Source organism: Bacillus sp. J41TS8 (assembly GCF_018333035.1).
GTDB lineage: Bacteria > Bacillota > Bacilli > Bacillales > Bacillaceae > Bacillus > Bacillus paralicheniformis.
On the sequence record NZ_BORF01000001.1, the window covers coordinates 565482 to 585139 of the forward strand.

A 19658-nucleotide genomic window follows, 5' to 3' on the forward strand; every position below is an offset into this window, starting at 1 on the left:
GCTCTTCTCTCTGAAGAGCTGTTTTTTATGTCCTGTATAAAATAAGCGCCGAAAAACAATAAAGCTGTTCGCCTTGAGGATCGCATGCGGCTGATACGTCATATTTTATATCGACCAGCTGGTCTTCCGACAGCTTTTTTAAGAATTCATTGATCTCATGCTGCAAATCTTTTTCGTGTTCTTCATCAAATACGGCTACCTTCAGCATACGCTCTCTCCTTTCTATAATGAAAGGTATTCGCACACAGCCGAAGTTATGCTTAAAATCCTGATCGAAAGAACCTTGAAGGTCGCCGGCAGGAGGCTCCGAGCGTTTCCTGACATGTGATAAATAAAAAACTTCTTATCTGTACAGATAAGAAGCCGGACCCGCTTATTTTGTTTTCGGCTTTGTGTTTCCGGTCCATTCGAGCATGCCGCCGACCATATTGGTGACATCAAAGCCTTTATCCTGCAAATAGAGGCAGACATTTTCGCTGCGCTTGCCTGATCGGCAGACAAAAATATAAGGCTGCTCCTTTTGGAAGACATCGAGTTTTTCAGGAATATCCCCCATTTTAATGTGAACGGCTTCAGGGATCATTCCTTCAGCCACTTCTTCATCTTCTCTGACGTCAATAATGTTCAGCGTTTCTCCTTTTGCAAGCCTGTCTTTCAGCTCATCAGCCGAAATCTCTTTTATCGTCATCGTTACTGCTCCCTTCAATTGCCTTTAGGTGAGACTATTATAGCAAAAGTCGGGAGGCAATTTCTATTTCAGCAGGTTTTCTCTATCGTCCACTGTCAGGAAACACTGATTTCCCCAATGTCTGGAACGATCCGTCCTGTGCTGCAGAATCGGCTGTGAAGCTTCCCCCTATCAGACAAACAAGCATGACGGTGAAAAAACAAATGGATTTTTTCATATGAGCCCCTCCTTCATTTTATATATTTGATTCTTGGCATGCTGCGATTTTTCCAGGTAAAGCGCGCTTTTTTCATAGTCGCCGGACTTCATGTAGTAATCGGCTATATCTTTTGTCAGTTCGGCAACATGAGGCCATAGCCGTTTATCGCTCATGTATTCAAGCGAAAGTTCAATATCGAGCGGATGGCCCGCATCATACAGGGCGAAAATCAGCCTGAATTTCGCCGCGTATTCATCCTCCCCTTGTTCCGCCGCTCTGGTAAATCCCTCTTTGCAGAGACGTCTCGCTTCTTCGGGAGAACCGTTTTTGTACATGAGGTGGGACAGCTCAAAAAGGGTGTTAATGCCAAAGACCGATTGCTCATGGACACCGATTGAAAGAGCTTTTCTAAAGTGCTCCTCCGCCAAAAGCGGCATGCTGCATTTGGCGTAGTTCAGACCCATATTATGATAGATCAGCCCGATGATTCGCCGGTTTTGGAGGGAAACGGCCTGATCAAGCGCCCGGCCGTAGTGTTCCTCGGCTTGTTTGATGCGGAACAGTTCAAACTGAACCGACCCGAGAATCATTTCGCACCCGATCGTTTTGTCTATGTATTCTTTATGCTTGCTGAAAAGTTAGAGCGCTTTTTCGGAGTAGTTCAACGATCTGAAATGATCATCTATTTGGTAGTAGGCAGTCGCGAGCTTATAGTAAAATTCCGCTTTTTCAATTTCATCGGTCAGTTTATGCAGCTTCATTTCCGCTTTTTTGTAACAGCTGATCGCCTCAAGATAGTTTTTCTCATAAAACTCATACATGCCTGAAAAAAAGAAAAAATAGTACTGAATGATGTCATCCGCGTTCTTAACCGTTTCCTTCTGCCTTTTAATCTTCCGGAAGAGCTCGGCTGATTCTGCAAACTGCTCCATCATCAATTTGCAGCGGTAGTCCAAAAGCTGAAAATAGAGCTCCAAATCTCTGTTTTTCTCCATTTTAGAGAGCAGGTTTCGGATCTCGTATCTCAAAGATACAGCCTGGAGCGCTTCATGGCGCTTGATCATGGTGTACCACTGATTCAAGAGCCCGGCCGCTTTTTCGTATGCCGCTTTCGCTTCCACTTCTTCATTCATCCTTTCTTCTTTTTAAAAACACAAAAATTACATTTATTAACTTTATTTTACAGAAAATAATTGTTATTGGCAATTATTTTTATGAATAAGTGCAAGGAGTGGCATCAGCTCCAATATTTGAGCTGGCTTTCGAGGTTTTTGGCTGAAACAAGGCCTTTTTGGAATTGGTTCGGACAGGTGAGGTTGTATTTTTTAATTTTTAGGTTGATGGCATCGATCAGCGCTTCGCGCTGATTCGATTTGATCGCTTTTTCAATCTCTTGTTTAATTTCCTTTTGCAGCTTCAGCCACTCCGGCAGATAACGGGCGTTTTTAAGAGTTGACGAAAGCGCATCCCCTTCGAGCGCCTCTTTGCTGAGCGGTCTTCCAAAACCGGGGAGGGACTTGAAGTCGTCTTTCTTTTCGCTTTCCTTTACAGCTTGATCAATCCAGTGAAGATATCGTTTTTCAAATTCTTCACTCATGTGGGCCATCTCCTCTCATCACACCTGAAGCAAAGGTTCAGGTGTGTCTTGTCGTTACGACAGTTCCCCTCTGTTCTACGGCCTCCGCTTTTTTCAATACTTGATATGCCAGCCACATGACCGCATAGCTGAGCAGGCTGACGCTGAAAAAAGGAACAATTCCGGGCAGAAAGGCAAAAGCGATATAAAGCACGGCAGCAACCGCCATCATTGTTAATGTATACTGTAAATACGATATGCCCAGAATCAGCGAAAACTTAAAATACATCCGCTTCTTCCAATCGAAATGGGCGAGCAGCGGGAACATATAAAACAGCATAATTAAAAACAAAAACCCAAAAATCATAATGACGAACCGGAGAACGTGCAATAGGAAATGCTCCGGATAAATAAAAGCAAGGTCAACATAAATGATGATGCCAACTGCCGCCAGAATAAGACCGATGACGTTGGAACGAAAAAACTCGCCGCGGTACGCCTGCCAAAACGTTTTACATATCGGAATATCGGTTTTGCCCATAATCCATTTTCTCATCACGGAAAACAATGCAGTCGTCGCCGGCATAAACCCGAAGACGCCAAGGCCGAGCAGCGTAAAAACAAACCACAGCAGATTGGCGTAAAAAAACTTCAGCACCCATTCACAAAAACTCAGCACCCTTCCCATGGAGACGCTTTGTTCCACGAATTCCCCCCCTTTATGTATATTGCCGGGTATACAGAAGTTCACTGATTCCCATCGGCTTTTTTTCTTTGATGGAGCGCCATAATGCCTCGCCGGCTGCAATTGAATAGGCGCCTGCTTCGGCACCGGCCAGAATGTCGTAATTCCTCAACGGGTCTCCTCCGCCAAACAGCTCTTCCAAAAGCAGCGGATCTCCTCCGCCATGCCCGCCGGGCTGCCTGACGACGCGAATCGTTTCTTTCGATTCAAACAGCGGATAATAATCGATGGTCTGTTCGGGAACTTCAAATGGAACCCTTGCCGGCGCATGATATTCCTGCGTTTCAAGCCTTCCCTTTGTCCCGTTGATTGCAAGCCGGTAGCCTTCATACGGGGCTGAAAAATGGACGGAGTAATTCAGCAGCGCCCCTTTGTCGTATTTCAAAACGGCTGCATACGTGTCCTCGATATCGATTTCTTCATCGAAAATACACGCGTCAGGCCTGTAATCGGTATAGAGCAGATGCTGGCTTTCGTTGGTCTTGACATGATCGTCCTGCGGGTCGCCTGCCTGCCACCTCATATAATAGCGGCAATTCTTCTTGACATGGCATGTTCCGCAATAGCGTTTTTCCCCTTTTTCAGGATTCATTTCGCCGCCGGGTCCGTAGTAGTACAGGCCTCCATAGGCAAAAACCTCGCGAGGCGTTTGAGCAAGCCACCAATTGACAAGGTCGAAATGATGGGTTGACTTATGGACGGAAAGCCCGCCGGAGTATGCTCTCATCCTGTTCCAGCGTTTAAAATAGCTTGCGCCGTGATACGTATCGATGTACCAGTTCAAGTCAACCGACGTAATCGTGCCGAGCTTTCCTTCAAGTATCAGCTCTTTGATCTTGCGGTGGTACGGATTGCAGCGGTAATTAAACGTAACGGTCACTTTTCCTTTGCTCGCGGCTTCGGCTTTTAATACGGCTGCCGCATCCCGTGCCGTTGTCACCATCGGCTTTTCAGTGACCACATCGATATTCGCCTGTAAAGCGCCTAATATATAGCGGACATGCGTATCATCACGGCCTGCTACAATAATGGCGTCCGGCTTGATTTTATCAAGCATTTCGGTAAACGCTTTCTCCTTGAAAAACGGGACAGGACGAAGCGCCGGAAACCTGTCTTTGCAGACTTCTTCCCTTAGCGGATCGCTGTCCAGGAGCGCGGCGATGCGGTGTTCTTCCCCGTATTTTCCCACTAGAGGCTCGATAAACATGTTAAAAGCGCGGCCGCTCAGACCGCATATCGCATATGTTTTCATCGGTTCCTCCCCCTTTCATTTTCAGCGAAGCGCTTCGATGAGTTCCATCGCTTCAGGGGTTTTCTTCGCATAGACCGGTATGAAAGCTGCCATGTCTGTATTCAGCTGAAACGTATAGCCGTTCAAACGTTTTTCTCCTTTTTCAATGACAGCCGCATACAGCTGTACGTCCCCGTTTTTGCCCAGAGCGCTGTATGGCTCTTTTTCTTTCGAAGCAACTTTCAATGGCTGAAGTCCTTCAGGATCGTAAAAAGGTTTAAACATGTCTTCTGGAACGATAAACAGATCTCCTTCTTTCGCCGCAATTTCAACTAGAAGTTTTTCCGGTGCAGCCGGGAAAACGGTGATGTTGAGCTGTTCTTTCCCGGCTGCGCGCTGGACGTTTTCCTTTATTTCAGCCGGTGCATCCGAAAAGATCAATACGTCTGTTCCCCCGCCCCCATCCTTTCCGCATGAGGAAAAAAGAAGCACTGCTGCAAATAGAAGGACGGAGAAAGCGAAGTTCTTCACTTCGCTGCCTCGCGGGAAAAGCGGCCGGTCTTTTCAAGTTCTACAAGAGCCATGATCAATGCGCCGACACCGTGAAGATCGTTGGTGCATTTTTCCCGCCCGACATAATAATCGTATGTCCCTGCAGAAGTTCCGACGCAAATATCTTTTAAAAGCAAGCCTTCTTTTGCGCTCAGCTCGATTTTCTCTTCGACGAGTCCTTTGAAAGCCTTTGCGGCTCTATCAATATATGATGAATCGATATAGCCCATGCGAGCTCCTTTCGTCATCGCGTACATATATAAACACGAGCAGGAGCTTTCAAGCCAATTGTCCGGAAGTCCGCCTTTATCGACAACCTGGTGCCATAACCCTGTGCGTTCATCTTGAAAATTGGCAATGCTTTTGACCATCTCTTGAAGCACCCGGGTCCACTCCTGTCTCGTGTCATGCCCCTGCGGGAGCAGTTCGATCATATCGCTCAGTGCAAGCGCGTACCAGCCGATTGACCTTCCCCAAAATTCGGGAGAACAGCCTGAAACGGGGTCGGCCCAGGGCATTTCCCTCTTTTCATCCCACGCATGATAATACAATCCCGTCCGGCAGTCTTTCGTATGTTTTCTCATCAGTTTTTCTTCGAGGATGACCACATCGTACATTTCAGGCTCATTGAACGCTCTTGCATACTTAAGTGCGAAAGGCCCTCCCATGTACAACCCGTCAAGCCACATTTGGTAAGGATATTTATCTTTATGCCAAAACCCGCCTTCTTCTGTTTGATTCAGCGTATCAAAAAGGCCCTTCAGCTTTTTGGCGGCTTTACGGTAGCGTTCATCGCCCGTTTCATCATACAAAGGATAAAGGATAAGTCCGGCTTGTATGGCGTCCAGTTCATCCCTCCTGAAATAAAAATTCCCGCAGCCGTCAATGAGCTCATTGGCGTATTCTTTTACATAGTTGAAATATGCTTCTTTCCCCGTTTCTTCCCAGAGGCGAATCAAGCCGCACAGAAATACACCCTGATGGTAGTGCCAGCGTCCGGCCGGCGGCAGCTCCTCTGGTGTATACGCTTTCATTATTGTTTTGGCCGCTTCTTCGGCAATGTAAAGAGGCGTTTTTGTGATGAGAGATTGATTCATGTCATTCAATTCCTTTCATCAAAAAATATTAATATATTCCTTCTTCTCCAAACTTCTTCGCCATCCTGTTTGCAAATATGACAAGAATGAGACCGACAGCTGCTTTAAATAAACCGACGGCTGTACTGTAGCTGAACTGCCCCTGCTTTAATCCGGCCGTGTATACATACGTATCAAAGATCTCGGCCACTTCGCGGTTCGTTGCATTTAAAAGCAGATACACATGCTCAAAGCCGAGTTCGAGCGTATCGCCGATTTTCAAAATAAGCAAAACAACGATGACGCTTCTGATCGCAGGTAGTGTGACATGCCACATCCTCCTCAGGCGATTGGCCCCGTCCATTTTCGCCGCTTCGTAAAGCTGCGGATCGACAGCGGTAATCGCCGCCAAATAAATGATCGTCGACCAGCCGGCTTCCCTCCAGATGACCTGGAGAATGTACATCGGCCTGAACCAGCTTTCATTCAGCAAAAAGTTGATCTTTTCTCCGCCGAAGTAGTCGATGATCTCATTGATCAATCCTCCGTCAACCGTCAACAGAACGAATGAAAGCGATACCACAATGACCCATGACATAAAATGCGGAATATAGATCAGCGTCTGGACAAACTTTTTGAACAATGCGACTCTGACTTCATTCAATAAAAGCGCCAAAATAATCGGTATCGGAAAGAATACAACAAGGTTGAGGAAAAACAAAATCAATGTATTCTTCAGAAGCATAAAAAACGTCGGTTCGGTGAACAGCCTTTCAAAATGCTTAAAACCCACCCATTCGCTCCCCGTTATGCCGAGAAACGGCTGGTAATCCTGAAACGCTATGACAATCCCCCACATCGGCACATACTTAAAAAGCAAAAAATAAATCAGTCCCGGCAGAATCATCAAATATAAATATTTTTGCTGGAGAAGCTTTTCCCAAAAACGCGTCTTTCGTTTCTTTTCAACAATATGGGCCGGATTTTTTCCGGTCTGGACATCGGCTGCTTTCATAAACGGCCTCCCTTCGTGATGTTTGCTTTCACTTTATCCCACCATGAAAAAATAAATCTACAATCATATCATCACATCGGCCGCACCTCGCCCGGCAGCCGGCAAAACCTAATAAAATGAAACGATGGTTAGAAAATGATTATTGACAAATTCACACAAAAGTCGGATTAATTATATATGAACAACTCAAACGAAGATTTGTTGGGGGGGAATTTATGAAGAGAAAACAATATAAGTTTTACTATAAGCTGGTGACCTTCTTTCTCGTTCTGAGCACCATTCCGGTCATCATCGTCGGCTTTTTTTCCTATCAGAGATCAGCGGAAACCATTGAACAAAACGTTACAAACGAAAAGCTCCAAACCGTTGGCCAGACACAGCTAAATATCGAGCATATTTTAAAAACGGTTGACCATTCCTTCACCAATTACGTCCGTTCCTATCCTTTAATTCAGACACTCAGCCGCACCATTACACCAGAACGCTTTCAGCTGTATAACCAAATCAACAAGGAATTAAACGAACTGCAGACATTCGATACCGATCTGTCGGATATCACGCTGATCAGCCAAGAAAAAAAGTGGTATATCAACAATTCCGGTTTATATCCTTTAGATCAAGGAAAACAAGCCATCACGATCTCGCTTTACAACGCCTTAAAAAGCCGCTCCAGCTGGGTGCTTGAAAAAAACAACGACCTTGTCGCCACAAAAGAAGGGGCTTCGGGCAACTGCCTGTACAACGTCAATCTGGTCAAACAGCTTCCGCTGAACAGCATGGAAAACAGAGGCCTTGCGATCGCAAGCATTCCTTCTTGTTCGCTTGTCAAGCGCATGCCGCATCATTCAAAAACAAACAGCATGATGGTGCTTGATGACAACGGACGGATCATCCTTCACTCAGACCCGTCAATGATTGGACAATCGATCAAACAAGACGATTATTTCAAAACGATCCGCCGGCATCAGGAAAAAAACGGCCAGTTTGATACAACAGTCAACGACACCGCCTATAACATTACATACCAGAAATCAGATTACAATAATTGGATATATATTTCGTTAACGACCATTCCGGAACTCTATCAGCAGACGGCATCAATCGGCTGGTTTACGTTTACGATCTGCGTCATTTTGTTAGCGCTTTCATACCTATTTTCCTGGTTTGGTTCTCGTCATTTTTACAGGCCGATCAAGGTTTTGTACGAATCCGTCTCAGGCTTTTCTGCGGGGGCCGCTTCCGGCCAGGAGAAACCGAAAAACGAATTTGAACTGATTGAACGGAATATTAAAGAGATGAAAAATAAAAACCATGATCTGAAGGTGCGCGTCGAACAGCAGGTCACCCAGCTGAAGCAGTATTTTTTAACAAGGCTTTTGCTCGGCAAGCTGAGCGAAGAAGAAATCAAAGACCGCTTTACAGGGCTCGGCTTCCCTGAAGATTGGAGCCACCTGTCCCTTTTTGCCTTGCAAATTGATACATTGAAAGACACATCATATGATAAAAAGGATCTTGATGTCCTGCTGTTTGCGATCAACAGCCTTGTCGAACGATCTGTGCCCAAGAATAAGCGCCTCCCGCCGGTTGTCATTGATAAAACGCAGACCATCATCATGCTGAACCGCGGACAGCCGCTGGACAGGTTTCAGGAGGACTTGGAGCATACAGCATCATCCATCAGGGATAAAATTCATGAGGAGCTTGGATTGTTCGTCAGCATCGGCATCAGCCAGCCGTTTACAAGCCTTGCAATGTCGAAGCGCGCTTATTTGGAAGGGCTTGAAGCGCTGACATACCGTCTGAAATCAGGAAAACACGCGGTGATTTTCTATGAGCATCTTGACCGTAACAAAGCGTTTTTAACCCAGTTTCCAAAGCAGATCCAAAATGAACTGTTTGAAGCTATTAAAACGTGCAACCGTAAACAAGCGGCCGAACAGCTTCACCTTCTCCTTGAATCGATTTGTTCTGAAAACATGAATCCGCATCACTGCCAGGTAGCGATTGCAAGGCTCTTGAACAACTTGATTGAATTTATGCATTTGCTTGGAATCGAAATTTTTGAACCGAACGAAAATACGATGCTGTACGACGACGTCTTTGAGCTGACGACCATCGAGGAGATCGAAAGTTGGCTGAACGCGCAGATCATCGTCAAAATGATCGATACCCTCAGCATCAGAGAAGAATCGCAATACAAAAACATCTCAGAAAAAATCGTCCATATTATCCAGCAGGAATTCGACACGGACTTGACGCTCGAATCGATCGCAGGAAGGCTTCATTACAACCCCAACTATTTAAGCAGCATCTTCAGGAAAGAAATGAAAATATCGTTCAGCGAATACTTGTCATCCTACAGGCATCATGTCGCGAAAAACTGGCTGACAGAAACGACGCTGTCCGTAAAAGAAATTTCTGAAAAACTGAAATACAAAAATCCGCAGAATTTCATCCGCTCATTTAAAAAGCTGGAAGGAATCACGCCCGGCAAATACCGCGAGCTGAAAACTCATTCGGCATAAAAAGACAATCCCGGCTTCCCGGGATTGCCTTCTATTTTTCTGCTTTTTTAAATGACTCTTCATATTCTTCTATTACTTGATCTCCGCCGTTCGTCCGCCATTTTTCAACCGCTTTCTCGAACTGGCTTTCATCCGTTTTGCCGAGGATGAATTGATATGTGGCATCATCAATGATCTTTTGCAGTTCATCGCCTCTTTCAGATGCGGCCGGTGAGTACAAACTTTCGGCCGGATTTGAGACGATGATCTCATTATTGTCCTCTGTCAGCTCTTCATATTTTATGCGGAGCGGATCTCCCGTATTTTTCAAATATTGTTTATCAATGCCGACGAGAGAGACGAGCGGCTGAATTTCCGCCTGCCAGTCTTTCAGTTTTTCATCAATTCGTTTGAATTGTTTTTCCCCTTCTTTTTTATAGTGAACCCCTTCGATCCCGTAAGTCATCAGGCTGTAAACATCCTCTTCGGCGATCCGGTCGAAAAAGGCCAGAATCCTCTTCAGCTCTTTTTCTGTTTTGACGCTTGTTTTCGGAAAGGCAAAGATTCCGTTATGCCCGCCTGATGCCCAGACTCGTTCCTCTCCGTCCGGTCCTTTGATCCGATTGATGATCTCAAGCTCCATTTTATCATCGACAGACTGGTCTCTTAAATTGACGGCATCGACCATATTTCCTACATAAATGCCGGCTTTCCCTTGTGAAAACATCTCCTGCTGCTGCGTTTTGCTCGTAACCGGGAAGTCTTTGTTGATCAGCCCTTCATCATACAGTTTTTTCATATATTTCATCGTATCCATGTACTCTTTTGTCATGAAGTCAGGCGTGAACTTGCCGTCTTTTTCCTCCCAGTCAGTAGGCATGCCCATATAGGACCCCAATGTTTTAAAGGCGCCGTAGATCAAATCGTTTCTGTCGGTAAAGCCGATCGTATCGTTCTTTCCGTTTTGGTCAGGATCTTTTTCTGTAAATGCCTTCGCTGTTTCGTAAAGTTCATCAACCGTCTTTGGTATATCGAGCCCAAGGTTGTCAAGCCAGTCTTTACGGATGACAACCCCCTGTCTTGATAACGGGCGCTCCCTGTAGATGCCGTAAAGCTTTCCGTCGATTGAAGCGTTTTTATTGATCAGCTTGTTCATCTTGCTTAAATTCGGATAATCCTTTAAATAAGGACCAATCTCCCAAAACATCCCCGATCTGAACGCATTCATGACAGATGAATTTTTAATGTCCTGAATGGTGACGACTTTCGGCAGGTTTCCGGCGGCGAGCGCTGAGTTTAAGCGGTCTTCTTTTACTGCATCAGGCACCCACATTAAATCGAGCTTTGTATTGGTGAGCTCCTCGATTTTTTTAATCGCCGTATCCTTCGGCGGCTGCTGATGATAAAGGATTACCATCCAGCTCAAGTCCAAAGGCGAGTTCAGATCGACTTTCTCATCCTTTGTAGAAGCCTGATCTGCTCCGCTTTTCGAACAGCCAAACAGTCCGCCGGCCAAAAGCGCGAACGCAAAAATCGCGATCAGCCATTTTTTCCCCATATTGTCCCCTCCGTTTTTATCCTTTAATTGACCCTAAAAGAGCGCCTTTTGCAAAGTGCTTTTGAATAAACGGATACACGAGCAGCACCGGTATGGTTGCAACGACAATGACCGCCATTTTGATCGTTTGTTCCGGCGGCGCCGCGGCTGCCCCCATCTCCGTCATATCCCCTTGCATACCGCTTGATACGATGACAATCTGGCGAAGCAAAACTTGTATCGGCCATTTTGTCGCATCGCTCAAGTACAGAATCGCTTGCATGTACGTATTCCAATAGGTGACGGCGTAAAACAGCGAAATTGTCGCAATCGCCGGCAAAGACAACGGAAGAATGATGCGGAAGAAAATTCCGATGTCATTGCAGCCGTCGATTTTGGCGGATTCCTCGAGGCTTGACGGTATGTTTTGAAAAAAGTTCTTTAAAATGATCAAGTTAAACGCATTGATGGCCGTCGGAAGAATCAGAGACCAATAGGTATCGAGCAAGCCGAGCGATTTTACAACGAGAAAGGTTGGGATCATCCCTCCGCTGAACAGCATCGTGAACACGACCAAGAACATGAGGACGCGCCTTCCCATCAGCTCCTTTCTCGACAACCCGTATGCCATTAAAGAGGATAGAAACATGCTGACCGCCGTCCCTGCGGCTGTGACAAGAATAGAAATGATTAAGCTTCTGTACACAATGTCAGTTGAAAAAATATACCTGTACGCATCCAGCGAAAAAGTTGTTGGTATTAAAATAAACTTTTTCGAAATAACCTCCTCCACTGTCGCAAAAGAGGCTGCAATAACGTGGATGAACGGCAGCACACAAACCAATCCGAACCCTGTTAAAAATGAATAATTCAATATGTCAAACACGCGGCTTCCAGCAGAATGCCTGATCGTCATTTCCCCCTCCTTGTAAGCGCTGTCAAAATATTACGATATCGTGTCTAAAATGTAGCAAACAGAAAGGAGAGCGTCTATAATCATTTTTTAAGCAGGATCAGAAAAGCGGAGAAAAAGATCATCACCTTAGAAGATGATACGTCAGTCTTCATCAAGGATGTCTGAGGTGCTGACTTTCGGCTTGAACCCCAGTTCCCGAATGGCGGAATCGATCGACCACGGCCGCCCCTTATTGTCGCTGACAGCATAATATGTACCGTATGTTTTGCCGGATTCGATTGCGGCTTTAAAGATTTGGACGAGGTCGGGGTGGGATAACAGCGTTTTTTTGCTCCTCGGTTTTGCACGCAGCGTTTCTTGCTCATTTTCAGCGGCTGTCCCGATCCGCAGATTGATCACGGAAACCTTGGCGTCTGATTGGTGCGAGAAAAGATAGCCGAGATTTTCGGACGCCAATTTTAGCAAGCCGTACAAGCTTTTGGACTGCGGGTAGTCATCCGTGTTGATCTTCCTCCCCAGCAGAGAATCACCGTTCTTTTCATACACATCTGTCACATGGTTGCTGCTTGCAAATACCACCTTCGGCACGCCGAGCTCCGCCGCCGCCCGCAAAATCGTATATGTCGCTTTAAAAAAGATATCCGTCATTTTCTCAAACTCCCGCCGGTCAAGCAAATCGCCTGTAGGCTTGACAGCCAAAAGGTTGATCACCGCATCCGTATTCAGAGGAATGCTTTTCACGACTTCATTGTAATCTGCCGCATCCACCCGGACAAAGCGGACAGCCGGCTTTTCATCCGGTTCTTTTAAATCCAGCACTGTCACCTCGTATCCTTCGCCTGCCAATCCGCCCGCTAACACGCGGCCGACCGTGCCGTTCCCTCCGATGATCGTCACCTTTTTCACAGTGATTCACCTCCTGTTTTACAGCCATGTTTTTAAGAAACCGATCGCTTTATGCCTCATTCCGGCTGTCTCGAAGTGCCCTGAATGAGAGCGAAACACTTCATAGCGTTCACCGGCGCCTTTTTCTTTATACACATCGGACAGCTTTTCTTCAATGAGGTCAATTCCTTGAACTGGCGTTAGTTTATCTGCGGTTCCGACCAGGCTTAAATGGGGCCTTGGAGCGATCAGGCTTTCGATTTGAGCGGTTGAAAAGTGCTTGACCAGCACTGGAACATACGAATAGAGATTGTGACGGTCCAAATTCTGCGTCTTAATTAATGTTTCGCTGTCCACCTGAGCGCATATATCAACGCATACGCTGACCCGCTCATCCAATGCAGCGGTCCACCAGGCCATCAGACCTCCCATCGACATGCCGAGTGAAGCGATGCGGCTTTCGTCTGTGTCCTCACGCATGCTCAGGTAATCGATGGCTCTGATGCTGTCAAAGACCATCATTCCCCACATCACCCGTCCTGTCCAAAGCATTTCTTTAAATATCTCACTCTCCGTTTTGCCCCGCCTGTCTCCGAAAGCCCAATGGTCAATCGCAAGCACGGAAAATCCCAAGGCCGTCAATTCCTCGGCGAACGGCGGCGTTTGCAAGTAATCCGCTCCTTCAATCAGCTCCTCCTTCCCCCTTTCGTAACGTCCTCCGTGTGAATGACAGTAAAGCACGGCCGGCCGCTTGCCGTTCATCTGTTTCGGTTTTGCAAAATAGGCCGGTACCGCTTCAATTCCATTTAAATCAAGCAAAAGCGTTTCAAGGATAAAAGATGACTTTTCTTCAATTTTAAGAGTACTCACATCAATGCTTTTTTTCTCCGGCAAATCGCCGAGCAGTTTGAAAAGTTGACTGCGCATCGTGTTCCCCTTTCTTTTTTCCGTTTGATTCATTAATACGATTTGAAAGGGCGTTTTACCTTTTTCCAGATGATAAGTTGACGGAAGTTCACCACAAACAAGGCGCTGGTCAGCATGATAAACAGTAATATCCAGGGTGATGAAAACAAAAGAAGCAGCGAGAAGCACCCCATGAGAAAGAGGCAGCCTATTTTGTAAACGCGACCGGACAGCAGCTTGTAAGCAGCGGCAAGACCGCACAGCGAGTTGCAGATGAAAAAGGCGTTTGCGATCAGGACCAGTGTCTCAACATTAAGAAAGTGAAACATCAGGCAGACAAAAACGACGGTATGAATGAAAAACATAAGCCCCAGTGCTGCCATCGGCTGATTTCCCCTTGATCTGCGGGCAAACAGCCCGCCGGCCTGCGATGCCACCAGCCTGGCTGCTCCGCCTGTCACCTGAAAATAAGCGCACATGCAGAGAACAGCGGTGAGCACAGCGATCACCGGCAATGCAAAAGATCCGAACAACGGCGTCAGCATCATCGCCAGCTTCAATTGTCCGTTTGCGAAGAACCCCGGATCAATCCATTGAACAGCTGCCGCAGTCGCCACATATATGAGCGTTACCGTCAGGCTGCTGATCACGACGGCCCGGGGAATCGTTTTCCCGCGGTTTTTCACTTCCATGCTGTAGTTGCCGACGATTTCCCATCCAACTAATGCCCAGAACAGCAGCAGCAATCCGCGGCCAAAATCGGCAAACTGAAATGTTCCGTCTACGAGCGGCCCCTCACGAAAGTAAGGCACAGAAGCCGCGCTGCTTCCAAACAGAATGAGGGCCGCGGCAGTGGAAAAAATGAGTGCAACCATGCCGACAAATGAAAGATTAAAGCAAAGGACTACCATACAAAAGATAAAAAAAAATGAAGCCGTACAGTTCAGCAGGAAATGCCGTGCCGGCCGCAAGAGAATGAATATATTCGCCGGCCGTCATTAATACGGCGGCGGGGCCGAAGCTTGCAGCCATGATAAAATAAAAGACTGCCAATTTTTTAACACGGGAACCGAACGCTTTTTCAGCCGCATAAGCAATCCCGGCATCATTCGGATACTCGACGCTCAATCTGGCAAAAATCCAGGCAAATAAAAAACCGATTCCCAACATCAACAGCCATGCAAAAATCGCATAGTCCCCCGCTGTCTGATGAATCATCGGCGGCAGCAGAATGATTCCCGACCCTAAAATAGGCCCCGTCATCAGCCCGCTTAATAATAAAGGGCCAAGCTTTTTTTCTCTCATACTGATACAATCCTTTCGCAAAGTCGTTTAAAATGATTGTAATCTTGTTTAATTCATCAGTAAAATAGATATTATCGATCTGCAACTTCGAATTTTTCGATACAAAATAAAAGGGAGATGGACGAGACGGAGATCCGACATTTGAAAACATTCAAAACCATCGTGGATATCGGCGGTTTTACCCGTGCTGCCGATTATTTGGGATATGCGCAGTCCACTGTGACTTCGCACGTTCAAGCAATCGAACAAGAATTAAGAAAGCCGCTGTTCTACAGGCTGGGGAAAAAAATGATGCTGACAGAAGCAGGAAAACACCTTCTCCCTTATGCCGCAGAAATGGTCGAACTGTATGAAAAAGCGAGGCACATTCCGGAAAACGATCAGGAGCCGTCGGGAAACTTGATCATCGGCGCCTCGGAATCTTTAACGGTTTACAGATTGCCTGCCATTCTTCACGAATTTACTAACAAATATCCGCAGGTCACGGTCACATTAAAGTCTTCCACGTGCTGGCAGCTGAGAGATGAATTGAAGCAGGGAAAAATCGATGTCGCTTTTCTTTTGGACAACGATCGGAAAGAAAACGACCTTCATGTTGAAAAGCTGGTCAATGAGCCGATGGTGTTCATCTTTCCAAAGGAACACCCGGCAGGACAAAAGGCCCTTGATGATTTGACTTTTACCGCAAATGAAACGTTTTTATATACGGAGCACGGCTGCAGCTACCGTGATTTTTTTGAGGAGTATTTACGTCAAAGGGGAGTCATTGCCGACCATACGATGGAATTTTGGAGTGTCGAAGCGATTAAACAGTGCGTGATGTGCGGTTTGGGCGTATCCCTTCTTCCTTTGATCACAACGCGCACTGATATCGAAGAAGGAAAGCTTCAGGGCACGCTTGTCCGCGACGCCCTGTTTTCCACTCAAATGGCTTATCATAAAAACAAATGGCTTTCTCCTGCAATGGCGGCTTTTACAGATATCGTCCGCACGAAAGCAAGAGACTGGGCACAGGCATAACGTTCCTATATCTAAATGCCTTCGGTATTCATCAGCACGATCCGCCAGCCGTCCGGATCTTCCACTGTTGCCCCTTTGTCCTTCCAATACGGATTTTCTGGCGGCACTTCGTGATGGCCCATATCAGCGAGCCTTTTTAAAATACTCTTGATTTCCTTCTGATCAGGAATATAAAAGACGAGCAGATTGTCTTTGGTCGGTGCCGGACAAGGGCTGCCTCCAATATGGGAGGTGAATTCAAGGTGATATTGGACATTCGGCAGGCCGAACATGACGCCATGATACCCTTGATGTCCGGAAAAACCGCCAAGCTTTTTCAGGCCCAGCCCCTTTTCGTAAAACGCAACGATTTCGTCAAAACGGTCTGTAGGCCGGGCGATTCTGACCTGTGCGGCGGAAAAATCGGAAAAATGCATCATCATCATCTCCTTTTTTCCCATTTTAAGCGGTCATGGATCATTTGAAACGAAGCGAACGGCTGAAATATTTTCATCCTTTCGGCGGAATGACAGGGCTTTCAGATTATTAAAAAAAATCCCAAAACGGCTTTTAGTTTTGGGATTTTGTCATCCTTTGTCCCGCAATCCTTGCAGTCTGGGAAAGCCGAGCATCGGAGCGGTCTTCCACAGGATGTGGTGACGGCGGTGTTAGGCGGTTAGCCGCCTGATCTTTTCTCCTATCGTAAGCACCGGCTTAGCAGGCCTGCCAACGAATGCGCGGGTTTGTCGGTACGCTGAAAAGCCCCTTCGGATTGAAGGGGCTTTTCCATTAATTTGCGACAATATTTACAAGCTTTCCAGGTACAGCAATCACTTTTCTGATCGTTTTCCCTTCGAGCTGTTCTTTTACTTTTTCATTGTTTTTCGCCAGCTCTTCAAGCTGTTCTTTGTCGGCGTCGGCTGGAACGTTCAGCTTCGCTTTCACCTTTCCGTTCAGCTGAACGACGATTTCGACTTCGTCATCAACGAGCTTTGCTTCATCATAGACAGGCCATGCTTCATACGTGATCGTTTCCTCATGTCCAAGTCGGCTCCACAGCTCTTCAGCCAAGTGAGGCGCAACAGGAGACAGCAATTTCACGAAGCCTTCCATGTATTCTTTCGGAAGCTGATCAGCTTTATATGCTTCATTGATGAAGACCATCAGCTGAGAAATACCTGTATTGAAGCGCAGACCTTCGAAATGGTCTGTTACTTTCATGACCGTTTCGTGGTAGACGCGCTCAAGCGTTTCGCCGGCTCCTTCAACGATCTTCTCGTTTAACCCGCCATTGTCATCGATGAACAGACGCCATACGCGGTCAAGGAAGCGGCGGGCGCCGTCAAGTCCTGTCGTTGACCAGGCGATCGATGCATCCAAAGGCCCCATGAACATTTCGTACAGCCGGAGCGTGTCCGCACCATGAGTCTCCACTATTTCGTCCGGATTGACGACATTGCCTTTGGATTTGCTCATTTTTTCGTTGTTTTCACCAAGAATCATTCCTTGGTTATAAAGCTGTTTGAACGGCTCTTTCGTCGGAACGCCCCCGATGTCATAAAGGAATTTATGCCAGAAGCGCGCATACAATAAGTGAAGAACGGCGTGTTCCGCACCTCCGATATACATATCGACAGGAAGCCATTCCTGTAATTTTTCAGGGGAAGCCAGTTCGTTCGGGTTTTTCGGATCGATGTAGCGCAGGAAGTACCAGCAGCTTCCCGCCCATTGCGGCATCGTATTCGTTTCGCGTCTTCCCTTTTTGCCTGTTTCAGGGTCTGTCACTTCCACCCATTCTTTAATGTTCGCAAGAGGGGACTCACCCGTTCCGCTCGGTTTGATTTCCGACGTTTTCGGCAAGATCAGCGGCAGCTCTTCTTCAGGAACCGGAGTCGATGTGCCGTCTTCCCAATGGATGACCGGGATCGGCTCGCCCCAGTATCGCTGACGGCTGAACAGCCAGTCGCGGAGGCGGTATGTTACCTTTTTCTCGCCCTTCCCGTTTTCCTCAAGCCACTGAATTATTTTTTCGATCGCAGCCGCTTTATCAAGGCCGTTCAGAAAATCTGAATGGATGTGTTCGCCGTCGCCTGTATAAGCTTCTTTCTCAACATCTCCGCCTTTGACGACTTCTTTGATCGGCAGCCCGAATGCTGATGCGAATTCGTGGTCCCGCTCATCATGGGCAGGGACGGCCATGACCGCTCCGGTTCCGTATGTAGCCAAGACATAGTCCGCGATCCATACCGGAATTTTTTCCCCGTTTGCCGGATTGACGGCGTAAGAACCTGTGAAGACGCCTGTCTTTGTTTTGGCAAGGTCTGTCCGCTCCAAGTCGCTCTTTGATTGAACTTCTTCGATATAGGCGTCGACCGCGTCTTGCTGTTCAGGCGTCGTGATTTTTTGAACCAAATCGTGCTCCGGAGCCAAAACGGCATATGTGGCACCGAATAATGTATCAGGCCGCGTTGTGAAAACCGTAAACGTTTCGTCTGTGCCGTCGACCGCAAAATGAACATGCGCCCCTTCGGAACGGCCGATCCAGTTGCGCTGCATCTCTTTGATGCTTTCCGGCCAGTCGAGTTCTTCCAGATCTTCAAGCAGACGGTCGGCATAAGCGGTAATCTTCAGCATCCACTGCTTCATTGGACGGCGTTCTACAGGATGGCCGCCGCGTTCGCTTTTGCCGTCGATGACTTCTTCATTGGCAAGAACGGTTCCAAGCGCAGGACACCAGTTTACAGGGACTTCATCTACATAAGCGAGACCTTTTTCGTAAAGCTTTAAGAAAATCCACTGCGTCCATTTATAGTAGTCCGGATCTGTTGTATTGACTTCTCTGTCCCAGTCATACGAAAAGCCGAGCGCTCTGATCTGGCGGCGGAAGTTGTCAATGTTCTGCTCGGTAAAGACGGCAGGATCGTTTCCCGTATCCAGCGCATATTGTTCCGCAGGAAGCCCGAATGCATCCCAGCCCATCGGATGGAGGACATTGTACCCTTGCATCCGTTTCATGCGGGACAAAATGTCAGTTGCCGTATAGCCTTCAGGGTGTCCGACGTGAAGGCCTGCGCCTGACGGATACGGAAACATGTCCAATGCATAAAATTTCGGTTTGGATTTATCTTCACGCGTGGCGAACGTTTTATTTTTAAGCCAATAGTCCTGCCACTTTTTCTCGATTGTTTGATGGTCAAAACTCAATTGTAAAAACCTCCTTTGAATATGAGTACGGCTTCTTTGTATTCAAGTATGGACGGGACTGGCAGCGTTATATTCAGATTATTCTAAAATCAAAAAAACTCTCCCATCCCTAAGAAGGGACGAGAGATTTCCCGCGGTACCACCCTTGTTAGTGTGCATGGGGCACACTCACTTGATATCTGTAACGCAGATACGCGGCAGCAGCTCATCACTGCTGCAACTCTGAGGCGAGTTCGGAAGCTCATTTGATTGACTTTCACCAGCCGTCAACTCTCTGAAACAAAATGGGCTTCTTACTGCTCCTCTTCACTGTTCTTGCC

Annotated in this window: 19 protein-coding genes, 1 pseudogene and 1 other annotated feature; of the genes and pseudogenes, 2 read left to right on the top strand and 18 right to left on the bottom strand. The window is 46.9% G+C overall.

Annotation, left to right across the window (positions count from 1 at the left end; translation table 11 throughout):
* Positions 1-25: 25 nt before the first annotated feature.
* The 11 genes from KI350_RS02980 to KI350_RS03020 all read right to left on the bottom strand — a co-directional run bounded on the left by KI350_RS02980 (position 26) and on the right by KI350_RS03020 (position 7082).
* A complete protein-coding gene (locus KI350_RS02980; protein ID WP_003184510.1) occupies positions 26-208 on the bottom strand; it encodes a sporulation protein Cse60 in 183 nt (60 codons plus the stop codon).
* Positions 209-373: 165 nt separating this feature from the next.
* The gene (locus KI350_RS02985) at positions 374-688 is read right to left on the bottom strand and encodes a rhodanese-like domain-containing protein (protein WP_020452637.1); all 315 of its coding nucleotides are present in this window, start codon (positions 686-688) and stop codon (positions 374-376) included.
* Between the two features lie 82 nt (positions 689-770).
* Complete coding sequence (locus KI350_RS23165) at positions 771-905, bottom strand: hypothetical protein (protein WP_023855526.1); 135 nt, start codon at positions 903-905, stop codon at positions 771-773.
* Complete coding sequence (locus tag KI350_RS22915; protein ID WP_223254770.1) at positions 902-1477, bottom strand: hypothetical protein; 576 nt, start codon at positions 1475-1477, stop codon at positions 902-904. The genes KI350_RS23165 and KI350_RS22915 overlap by 4 nt, the downstream gene beginning before the upstream one ends.
* 48 nt (positions 1478-1525) lie before the next feature.
* A complete protein-coding gene (locus KI350_RS22920) occupies positions 1526-2020 on the bottom strand; it encodes a response regulator aspartate phosphatase (protein WP_223254769.1) in 495 nt (164 codons plus the stop codon).
* 104 nt (positions 2021-2124) lie between these two features.
* Complete coding sequence (locus KI350_RS02995; RefSeq protein WP_023855528.1) at positions 2125-2484, bottom strand: DnaJ family domain-containing protein; 360 nt, start codon at positions 2482-2484, stop codon at positions 2125-2127.
* Between the two features lie 37 nt (positions 2485-2521).
* Entirely contained in the window at positions 2522-3169 is a 648-nt protein-coding gene (locus tag KI350_RS03000; RefSeq protein ID WP_023855529.1) for a YesL family protein, read from the bottom strand.
* 13 nt (positions 3170-3182) lie between these two features.
* Positions 3183-4460 carry a Gfo/Idh/MocA family oxidoreductase gene (locus tag KI350_RS03005; protein WP_059231742.1) on the bottom strand — a complete coding sequence of 426 codons (1278 nt, stop codon included), beginning with the start codon at positions 4458-4460 and terminating at the stop codon, positions 3183-3185.
* Between the two features lie 21 nt (positions 4461-4481).
* Positions 4482-4970 (bottom strand): hypothetical protein, encoded by a 489-nt coding sequence (locus KI350_RS03010; RefSeq protein WP_059231740.1) that lies wholly within the window; start codon positions 4968-4970, stop codon positions 4482-4484.
* A complete protein-coding gene (locus KI350_RS03015) occupies positions 4967-6088 on the bottom strand; it encodes a glycoside hydrolase family 88/105 protein (protein WP_059231737.1) in 1122 nt (373 codons plus the stop codon). The genes KI350_RS03010 and KI350_RS03015 overlap by 4 nt, the downstream gene beginning before the upstream one ends.
* 28 nt (positions 6089-6116) lie before the next feature.
* Positions 6117-7082 carry an ABC transporter permease gene (locus tag KI350_RS03020; protein WP_023855849.1) on the bottom strand — a complete coding sequence of 322 codons (966 nt, stop codon included), beginning with the start codon at positions 7080-7082 and terminating at the stop codon, positions 6117-6119.
* 215 nt (positions 7083-7297) lie between these two features.
* Here KI350_RS03020 and KI350_RS03025 point away from each other — a divergent pair, with 215 nt between their 5' ends.
* A complete protein-coding gene (locus KI350_RS03025) occupies positions 7298-9607 on the top strand; it encodes a helix-turn-helix domain-containing protein (RefSeq protein WP_059231735.1) in 2310 nt (769 codons plus the stop codon).
* A 31-nt stretch (positions 9608-9638) separates the two neighbouring features.
* On the opposite strand, the gene KI350_RS03030 is transcribed toward KI350_RS03025, so the two are convergent.
* From KI350_RS03030 to KI350_RS23350, 5 genes and pseudogenes are all read right to left on the bottom strand, one after another.
* On the bottom strand, positions 9639-11144 hold the full coding sequence (locus KI350_RS03030; RefSeq protein ID WP_065643621.1) for an extracellular solute-binding protein: 1506 nt from the start codon (positions 11142-11144) through the stop codon (positions 9639-9641).
* A gap of 16 nt (positions 11145-11160) precedes the next feature.
* Entirely contained in the window at positions 11161-12039 is an 879-nt protein-coding gene (locus KI350_RS03035) for a carbohydrate ABC transporter permease (protein WP_020452647.1), read from the bottom strand.
* Positions 12040-12180: 141 nt separating this feature from the next.
* Complete coding sequence (locus KI350_RS03040; RefSeq protein WP_025810974.1) at positions 12181-12945, bottom strand: NAD-dependent epimerase/dehydratase family protein; 765 nt, start codon at positions 12943-12945, stop codon at positions 12181-12183.
* Between the two features lie 18 nt (positions 12946-12963).
* Positions 12964-13851 (bottom strand): dienelactone hydrolase family protein, encoded by an 888-nt coding sequence (locus KI350_RS03045; RefSeq protein WP_065643669.1) that lies wholly within the window; start codon positions 13849-13851, stop codon positions 12964-12966.
* 32 nt (positions 13852-13883) lie between these two features.
* Positions 13884-15135 (bottom strand): annotated as a pseudogene (locus tag KI350_RS23350) (APC family permease).
* 117 nt (positions 15136-15252) lie between these two features.
* Between KI350_RS23350 and KI350_RS03055 the strand changes: the two are divergent.
* Positions 15253-16155 (top strand): LysR family transcriptional regulator, encoded by a 903-nt coding sequence (locus KI350_RS03055; RefSeq protein ID WP_039072933.1) that lies wholly within the window; start codon positions 15253-15255, stop codon positions 16153-16155.
* 11 nt (positions 16156-16166) lie between these two features.
* On the opposite strand, the gene KI350_RS03060 is transcribed toward KI350_RS03055, so the two are convergent.
* The gene (locus KI350_RS03060; RefSeq protein WP_026579041.1) at positions 16167-16574 is read right to left on the bottom strand and encodes a VOC family protein; all 408 of its coding nucleotides are present in this window, start codon (positions 16572-16574) and stop codon (positions 16167-16169) included.
* Positions 16575-16923: 349 nt separating this feature from the next.
* Positions 16924-19338 carry a leucine--tRNA ligase gene (gene leuS, locus KI350_RS03065; RefSeq protein WP_212930429.1) on the bottom strand — a complete coding sequence of 805 codons (2415 nt, stop codon included), beginning with the start codon at positions 19336-19338 and terminating at the stop codon, positions 16924-16926.
* Positions 19339-19450: 112 nt separating this feature from the next.
* Positions 19451-19657 (bottom strand) — a binding site (T-box leader).
* Between the last annotated feature and the right edge of the window lies 1 nt (position 19658).

Bases quoted from the DNA above. Each gene is read 5' to 3' on its own strand.
- KI350_RS22915 (WP_223254770.1), bottom strand. From the start codon at position 1,477: ATGATTCTCGGGTCGGTTCAGTTTGAACTGTTCCGCATCAAACAAGCC.
- KI350_RS02980 (WP_003184510.1), bottom strand. From the start codon at position 208: ATGCTGAAGGTAGCCGTATTTGATGAAGAACACGAAAAAGATTTGCAG.
- KI350_RS03035 (WP_020452647.1), bottom strand. From the start codon at position 12,039: ATGACGATCAGGCATTCTGCTGGAAGCCGCGTGTTTGACATATTGAAT.
- KI350_RS03030 (WP_065643621.1), bottom strand. From the start codon at position 11,144: ATGGGGAAAAAATGGCTGATCGCGATTTTTGCGTTCGCGCTTTTGGCC.
- KI350_RS03015 (WP_059231737.1), bottom strand. From the start codon at position 6,088: ATGAATCAATCTCTCATCACAAAAACGCCTCTTTACATTGCCGAAGAA.
- KI350_RS02985 (WP_020452637.1), bottom strand. From the start codon at position 688: ATGACGATAAAAGAGATTTCGGCTGATGAGCTGAAAGACAGGCTTGCA.
- KI350_RS03025 (WP_059231735.1), top strand. From the start codon at position 7,298: ATGAAGAGAAAACAATATAAGTTTTACTATAAGCTGGTGACCTTCTTT.
- KI350_RS23165 (WP_023855526.1), bottom strand. From the start codon at position 905: ATGAAAAAATCCATTTGTTTTTTCACCGTCATGCTTGTTTGTCTGATA.
- KI350_RS03020 (WP_023855849.1), bottom strand. From the start codon at position 7,082: ATGAAAGCAGCCGATGTCCAGACCGGAAAAAATCCGGCCCATATTGTT.
- KI350_RS03055 (WP_039072933.1), top strand. From the start codon at position 15,253: ATGGACGAGACGGAGATCCGACATTTGAAAACATTCAAAACCATCGTG.
- KI350_RS02995 (WP_023855528.1), bottom strand. From the start codon at position 2,484: ATGAGTGAAGAATTTGAAAAACGATATCTTCACTGGATTGATCAAGCT.
- KI350_RS22920 (WP_223254769.1), bottom strand. From the start codon at position 2,020: ATGAATGAAGAAGTGGAAGCGAAAGCGGCATACGAAAAAGCGGCCGGG.
- KI350_RS03060 (WP_026579041.1), bottom strand. From the start codon at position 16,574: ATGATGCATTTTTCCGATTTTTCCGCCGCACAGGTCAGAATCGCCCGG.
- KI350_RS03045 (WP_065643669.1), bottom strand. From the start codon at position 13,851: ATGCGCAGTCAACTTTTCAAACTGCTCGGCGATTTGCCGGAGAAAAAA.
- KI350_RS03005 (WP_059231742.1), bottom strand. From the start codon at position 4,460: ATGAAAACATATGCGATATGCGGTCTGAGCGGCCGCGCTTTTAACATG.